Here is a 5,820-nt window from a genome sequence, read left to right on the forward strand (position 1 = left end):
TTGCGGTCGCTGCGCAACCGAGCGGGAGCAAGCTCCCTCGCCACAATAATGTGTATCAGGCAGCTCCTCGCTAAATCCCCTTCCTTCCCAATCGTTCTACAGGTGGGCGCGCCCCAACCCGGCGCGCCGCCGTCCTCCAGCCTTGCGGTGAATGTCCCGCGATGGCGTTCGCCCTTTTTCATCTAGCAGGGAAACCTCCATGAGCCAACCAAAACGCGGGGTGATCAATGAATTGTTCACCCTGCTCAAACCCTTCCGGCTGATTGTCATCGGCGCCATCCTGCTGGGCATGGTCGGTGGCCTGAGCGTGACCGTGCTGCTGGCGACCATCAACAAAGTGCTGCACGCCGAAGGCGGGCTGAGCCACACCGTGGTGGGCGTGTTCGCCGGGTTGTGCCTGCTGGCCCTGGTCAGTTCCATCTGTTCCGACATCGGCACCAACTACGTCGGCCAGAAGATCATCGCCAAGCTGCGCAAGGAGCTGGGGGAAAAAGTGTTGTCGGCACCGATCCAGCAGATCGAACGCTACCGCAGCCATCGCCTGATCCCGGTGCTGACCCACGACGTCGACACCATCAGCGATTTCGCCTTCGCCTTCGCCCCCCTGGCCATTTCCCTGACCGTCACCCTGGGGTGCATGGGTTACCTGGCGATGCTGTCGTGGCCGATGTTCCTGATGATGGTCGTGGCGATCGTCATTGGCACCGTGGTGCAGTACATCGCCCGCGGTCGTGGGATCAAGGGTTTCATGGAGGCTCGCGATTCCGAGGACGAATTGCAGAAGCACTACAACGCCATCGCCGAGGGCGCCAAGGAACTGCGCATCCATCGCCCCCGTCGGCAACGCATGTTCGTCTCGGGCATCGAGCGCACCGCCGACAAGATCTGTGACACGCAGATCCGCTCGGTGAACATTTTCGTGATCGCCAAGACCTTCGGTTCGATGCTGTTTTTCGTGGTGATTGGCCTGGCCCTGGCCCTGCAATCGCTGTGGCCGAGCGCCGACAAAGCGGTGATGAGTGGTTTCGTGCTGGTGTTGCTGTACATGAAAGGCCCGCTGGAGCACCTGATCGGCACCCTGCCGATCGTCAGCCGCGCGCAGATCGCCTTCCGCCGCATCGCCGAGCTGTCGGAACAGTTCTCTTCGCCGGAACCGCACCTGCTGCTCAACGACCAGGGCCAGCCGAAAACGCCGGTGCAGACGCTGGAACTGAGCAATGTGGCCTACAGCTTCCCGGCGGTGGAAGGCGCCGCGCCGTTCCGCCTGGGGCCGGTGAACCTGAAGATCGACCAGGGCGACATCGTGTTCATCGTCGGTGAAAACGGCTGTGGCAAGACCACGCTGATCAAGCTGCTGCTGGGCCTGTACGCGCCGCAGCAAGGGGAAATCCGCCTCAACGACCACGCCGTGACGGCCGTGACCCGCGACGACTATCGCCAGTTGTTCACGACGATTTTCGCCGACTACTACCTGTTCGACGACATCGTTCAGGGCGACACCCATATCCCGGACGACGCCAACCAATACCTGCAACGCCTGGAGATTGCCCACAAGGTCAGCGTGCGCGACGGCGCCTTCACCACCACCGACCTGTCCACCGGCCAGCGCAAGCGCCTGGCGCTGGTCAATGCGTGGCTGGAAGAACGCCCGGTTCTGGTCTTCGACGAATGGGCCGCCGACCAGGACCCGACCTTCCGGCGGATTTTCTACACGGAGTTGCTGCCGGATCTCAAGCGCCTGGGTAAGACCATCATCGTGATTTCCCACGACGATCGTTACTTCGACGTGGCCGACCAATTGGTGCGCATGGAAGCCGGCCGCATCATCACCGAACTGCAATCTGCGTAAATAATCACGATTCTCATTCTGGTTTTTCTTGGGTCGTGCGTCCTAATTAAGAATTGATCACAACTACACCCTATTAAAACTAAAACCTGCAAGAGTGAAACACATGCCAGCAACTCCGGGGATTCCACGTTTTACCAAGGCACTGATCATGCGCCGCCTGCTGCAACCAGGCTTCAGCGCCACCGCGTTCAGCCTGGCACTGGCCATGCCGTTCAGCGCACAGGTCCAGGCACAGGAAGTCGATCTCAACATTCCGGCGCAGTCGCTGGCGAGTGCCCTGCAGGCGTTGAGCAATCAATCGAACATGCAAGTGCTCTACAGCGCCGATGATGTCCAGGGCCTGCGCAGCCAGCCGGTGAGCGGCCGGTTGTCGCCGGCGCAAGCGCTGTCGCAGATGCTGGTGGGGACCGGCGTCATGTTCACCATCCAGGGCAACACGGCCAGCGTGCGCGCCAGGACGGCGGGTGATTCGCTGGAACTGGGCGCCACGACCATCACCGGTAAATCCGCGGAGTCCGCCTATGGCCCGGTGGACGGCTATGTCGCCACCCGCAGCGCCACCGGCACCAAGACCGACACACCGATCCTCGAGATCCCGCAGACCATCAACGTGGTCACCGCCGACCAGATCGCAACCCAGGGCGCACGCAACCTGACCCAGGCCCTGCGCTACACGCCGGGCCTGAACACCGGCGGCTTCACCGACCGCAACGCCATCGCCGACGAAATCACCAGCCGCGGTTTCTCGCCAACCCCGTTGTACCTCGACGGTGCCTACCTGCCCTATGCCGGCAGCCTGGGTGGCGCGCCGCAAATCGACCCGTACACCCTGGAGCGCATCGAAGTGCTCAAGGGCCCCTCGTCGGTGCTGTATGGGCAGAACCAGCCCGGCGGCCTGATCAACATGGTCTCCAAGCGCCCGACCACTGAACAGCGCAGCCAGATCAAACTGGGCGCGGGCAGCTACAACCGGGTCAACGGCGCGTTCGACACCAGCGGCCCGATCGACGACCAGAAGGAATTCAGCTATCGCGTCATCGGCGTGGCGAAAAAAGGCAACCAACAGGTCGATCACACCCACAGCGAACGCATGCTGCTGGCACCGAGCCTGACCTGGGCGCCCAACGAAGACACCTCGCTGACCGTGCTGGCGCAGATCCAGAAGGACGACGGCCTGGAAGACTACCAGGCGCTGCCGCGGATCGGCTCCCTGGAGCGCGGCCCCAACGGCCAGCGGATCGACCGGGACTTTTTCTCCGGCGACACGCGGTGGAACGACTACAAGCGTGACCAGTTCATCCTCGGTTACGACTTCAGCCACAACCTCACCGACGACCTGAAATTCCGTTCCACTGCCCGTTACACCGATGTGCGTGACCAGTACAAAGGCTTCTACCTGCGCAGTTTCGTCACCACCGGTGGCGTGACCGACCAGACCCAGGCCAACCGCGTAAAACTCGACTGGCGCCAGCACAACACCGCCTATACCGTCGATAACAACGTGGAATACAAATTCAACACCGGCGCCTTGGAACACACCACCCTGGCGGGCGTGGACTATCGCCATTTCAACCGCAAGTACGACGGTTACAACGCCTACAACGTTGTTCCGATCAACCTGTACGGCAATAACAACAACTACGACACCGGCAGCGTGACCCCGACGCTGGACACCCAATGGGACAACACCGTGCGCCAGACCGGCGTCTACGTGCAGGACCAGATCAAGCTGGACAAGTGGATCCTGACCGTGGGTGGCCGCCAGGACTGGGCCGAAGTGGACAACAAGGACCTGCTGGCGGGCACCGTCTCCTCGTTGCGTGACAACAAGTTCACCGGCCGGATCGGCCTGACCTATGTCACCGACTTCGGCCTGGCACCCTATATCAGCTACTCCGAGTCCTTCCTGCCGACCGTGGGCACCGACGCTGCTGGCGAGTCGTTCAAGCCAACCGAAGGCGAGCAGTACGAAGTGGGTGTGAAGTACCAGCCGTTCGACAAGACGATGATTACCGCCTCGGTGTTCCAGATCAAACAGAAGAACCTGGTCACCGCCGACCCCTCCGATCCGCAGAACTCGATCCAGTCGGGCCAGGTGCGTTCACGGGGCGTTGAGCTGGAAGTCAAATCCACGGTCGACAACATTGACGTGATGGCCGCCGCCACCTACCTCGACTCGTTCTACACCAAGGACAACTACGGCAACGAGGACAACCGCAGCGAGCAACAGGCACCGTTCTCCGCCACGCTGTGGGTCGACTACCACTTCACCCAGGCCGTCCTCAACGGCCTGACCTTCGGCGCAGGTGCCCGCCACACCGGCCGCAAGCCGGGCGACGCGGCCAACTCGTTCGACGTACCGGCCTTCACCGTGTTCGACACCACCATCAGCTATGACATGGGCAAAGCCAGCTCGAGCCTGCGTGGCGTCACCACCAGCCTGAACGTGCAGAACGTCTTCGACCGCGAGTACGTGTCCCACTGCAACTACTCGTTCGGCTGCTACTACGGCCAGGAACGCGTGGCCTCGCTGGACGTGACCTACGACTTCTAAGCAACACCGCACACAAAAAAACCGGGCCTGGCCCGGTTTTTTTGTGCCTCCCAATAAGGTACATGGGCAATACCCTGTGGGAGCGAGCCTGCTCGCGATTCGGTGTTTCAGTCACTTCAGACGCCGGCTGCCCCACCGCTTTCGCGAGCAGGCTCGCTCCCACAAGGGATTTGTGGCGTATGCAAATCCTCAGACCACCCAAACACAACTGTGGGAGCAACTGTCTTGGATGGTTTATTTAGCCATCCTTTCCAGGGATCGCGGCGCTTCAGGCGGTCAGTGCAGCCCGCAAGGCTTGGCTCAATTGCGCATACACCTCGTCAATCTCCGGCACCACGCTCTGCAAGCGCAGGTAGTCGTGGATCAGGCCGGTGTATTCGATCAGTTCCACGCTCACCCCCTGCTCCTGCAGACGCCGGGCGTAGGCGCGGCCTTCGTCGAGCAGCGGGTCATGGCCGGCCAGGGCGATCAGGGCTGGGGCCAGGCCTGGGTAACCGGGCGCCAGCAACGGCGAGAAACGCCAGTCCAGGCGATCGGTGGGCTCATTGGCGTAGTGTCGGTAGAACCACTCAAGGGTTTCGCTCTCCAGCAGATAACCTTCGCCAAACAGCTCGGTGGACGGGCTGCTGGTGGACGCATCGGTCACCGGGTAGCAAAGCAATTGAAAGCACGGCTGGATCGCCAGGGAGGCGGGCTCCAAGGCCGCTTGCAGCGCCAGCACCGTCGCCAGAGTCGCGCCGACGCTGTCGCCGCCGAACGCCACGCGGCTGAGGTCCAGGCCTTCGGCGTGGCCCTGCCGGGCCAGCCAGTCGAGGGCGTCGGCGCCGTCGTTCAGCGGGGTCGGAAAGGTGTGCTCCGGGGCCAGGCGATAGCCCACCGACAACACCGCGCACGGTGTCCGGGCGCAGAATTCGCGGCAGACGCCATCGTGGGATTCAAGACTGCCGACCACATAACCACCGCCATGAAAGTACACCAGCACCGGCAGCGCCTGGGCCGCAGCCGTGGCGGGACGGTACAGACGCAGCGCCAACGTCGCGCCGTCACGGGCCGTGAATGAATGCGCGGCGCACTGCACATCCGCCGGAGCGTTCCAGCGCAATTGCCCAGTGGTGCGCTCGAACGCCTCACGGGCCTGGGCCGGCGTCGACAGGTGAAACGGCCCGGGGCCCTCGGCCTGGCTTTCTTCGGCCAGGTCGAGGAAGGCATTGAGTTCCGGATGCAGCGACATCGCAGGGGTTCCTTGTGAAAAACCATGGGTAAAAGATGAGCCACTCAGGCTCATGCAAAACCCTGTGGCGAGGGAGCTTGCTCCCGCTGGGTCGCGAAGCGGCCCCAAGCATTTTGTCTTGGAACAAAAACTTGGGCCTGCTGCGCAGTCCAGCGGGAGCAAGCTCCCTCGCCACAGGGGCACGTT

Annotated in this window: 3 protein-coding genes; 2 read left to right on the forward strand and 1 reads right to left on the reverse strand. The window is 62.4% G+C overall.

Features of this window, described 5'->3' with window-relative positions; translation table 11 throughout:
* Positions 1 to 199 precede the first annotated feature (199 nt).
* Together AD659_RS17660 and AD659_RS17665 are read left to right on the forward strand one after the other, a co-directional pair.
* A complete protein-coding gene (locus tag AD659_RS17660) occupies positions 200 to 1,849 on the forward strand; it encodes a cyclic peptide export ABC transporter (protein WP_053123566.1) in 1,650 nt (549 codons plus the stop codon).
* 103 nt (positions 1,850 to 1,952) lie between these two features.
* Complete coding sequence (locus AD659_RS17665) at positions 1,953 to 4,403, forward strand: TonB-dependent siderophore receptor (RefSeq protein ID WP_053123568.1); 2,451 nt, start codon at positions 1,953 to 1,955, stop codon at positions 4,401 to 4,403.
* 268 nt (positions 4,404 to 4,671) lie between these two features.
* Here AD659_RS17665 and AD659_RS17670 read toward each other — a convergent pair whose 3' ends face one another.
* Complete coding sequence (locus AD659_RS17670) at positions 4,672 to 5,634, reverse strand: alpha/beta hydrolase (protein ID WP_053123570.1); 963 nt, start codon at positions 5,632 to 5,634, stop codon at positions 4,672 to 4,674.
* Positions 5,635 to 5,820 lie beyond the last annotated feature (186 nt).

Origin of the sequence: Pseudomonas thivervalensis, assembly GCF_001269655.1 — a bacterium.
GTDB classification, from domain to species: domain Bacteria; phylum Pseudomonadota; class Gammaproteobacteria; order Pseudomonadales; family Pseudomonadaceae; genus Aquipseudomonas; species Aquipseudomonas thivervalensis.

Excerpts from the sequence above, each read along its gene's own strand:
- AD659_RS17660 (WP_053123566.1), top strand. The coding sequence starts at position 200 with ATGAGCCAACCAAAACGCGGGGTGATCAATGAATTGTTCACCCTGCTC.
- AD659_RS17665 (WP_053123568.1), top strand. The coding sequence starts at position 1,953 with ATGCCAGCAACTCCGGGGATTCCACGTTTTACCAAGGCACTGATCATG.
- AD659_RS17670 (WP_053123570.1), bottom strand. The coding sequence starts at position 5,634 with ATGTCGCTGCATCCGGAACTCAATGCCTTCCTCGACCTGGCCGAAGAA.